This is a genomic window from Psychrobacter glacincola (assembly GCF_904846215.1).
In the GTDB taxonomy this organism is placed as follows: Bacteria; Pseudomonadota; Gammaproteobacteria; order Pseudomonadales; family Moraxellaceae; genus Psychrobacter; species Psychrobacter glacincola.
In genome coordinates, this window is record NZ_CAJGZK010000067.1 from 1 (window position 1) to 761 (window position 761).

Genomic DNA, 761 nt, shown 5'->3' on the forward strand with positions numbered 1-761 from the left:
GGTAAAATGGTCATCTTGATGGATGATGAAGACCGCGAAAACGAAGGCGATATTATCATGGCAGCGACCCACGTGCGCCCTGAAGATATCAACTTTATGATTACTCATGCACGTGGCTTGGTCTGTTTGACCTTGTCACAAGCACGTTGCCAGCAGTTGGCACTGCCACTCATGTCTGACCGTAATGAAGCAAAATTTAGTACCAATTTTACCGTTTCTATTGAAGCGGCTGAAGGCGTGACTACGGGTATTTCAGCCGCTGACCGCGCGCGTACCATTCAAGCAGCGGTCTCCTCTTCTGCAAAACCAGAAGACATCGTTCAGCCTGGGCATATTTTCCCAATCATGGCACAGAATGGTGGCGTCTTACATCGTGCCGGACATACCGAAGCAGGTTGTGATTTGGCACGTCTTGCCGGACTTGAGCCAGCAGCGGTGATTGTAGAGATTATCAATGCGGATGGCACCATGGCACGCCGTGATGATCTTGAAGTATTTGCAAAGGAACATGATTTAAAAATTGGTACGATTGCTGATTTGATTAACTACCGTATTGCTAATGAGCAAACCGTCGAAGAGATTGCCTCGCATCCGTTTGAGACCGAGTATGGCACTTTTACCTTACATCGTTTCCGTGAGTTCGGTGCGACTGAAACCCATTTAGCTTTGGTTAAAGGCGATGTGAGCCAAGGTATTAGCACCGTTCGCGTCCATGGTTTCCATCCATTACGTGACTTGTTTGCTGCCAAAAATGATACCAC

1 protein-coding gene is annotated in these 761 nt (G+C 47.7%); it reads left to right on the forward strand.

Translation table 11 applies throughout. The annotated features are described in order from the left end of the window. Positions 1–761: 3,4-dihydroxy-2-butanone-4-phosphate synthase (gene ribB, locus JMW90_RS13425; RefSeq protein ID WP_201564745.1), on the forward strand; the 761-nt coding region annotated here is incomplete at both ends.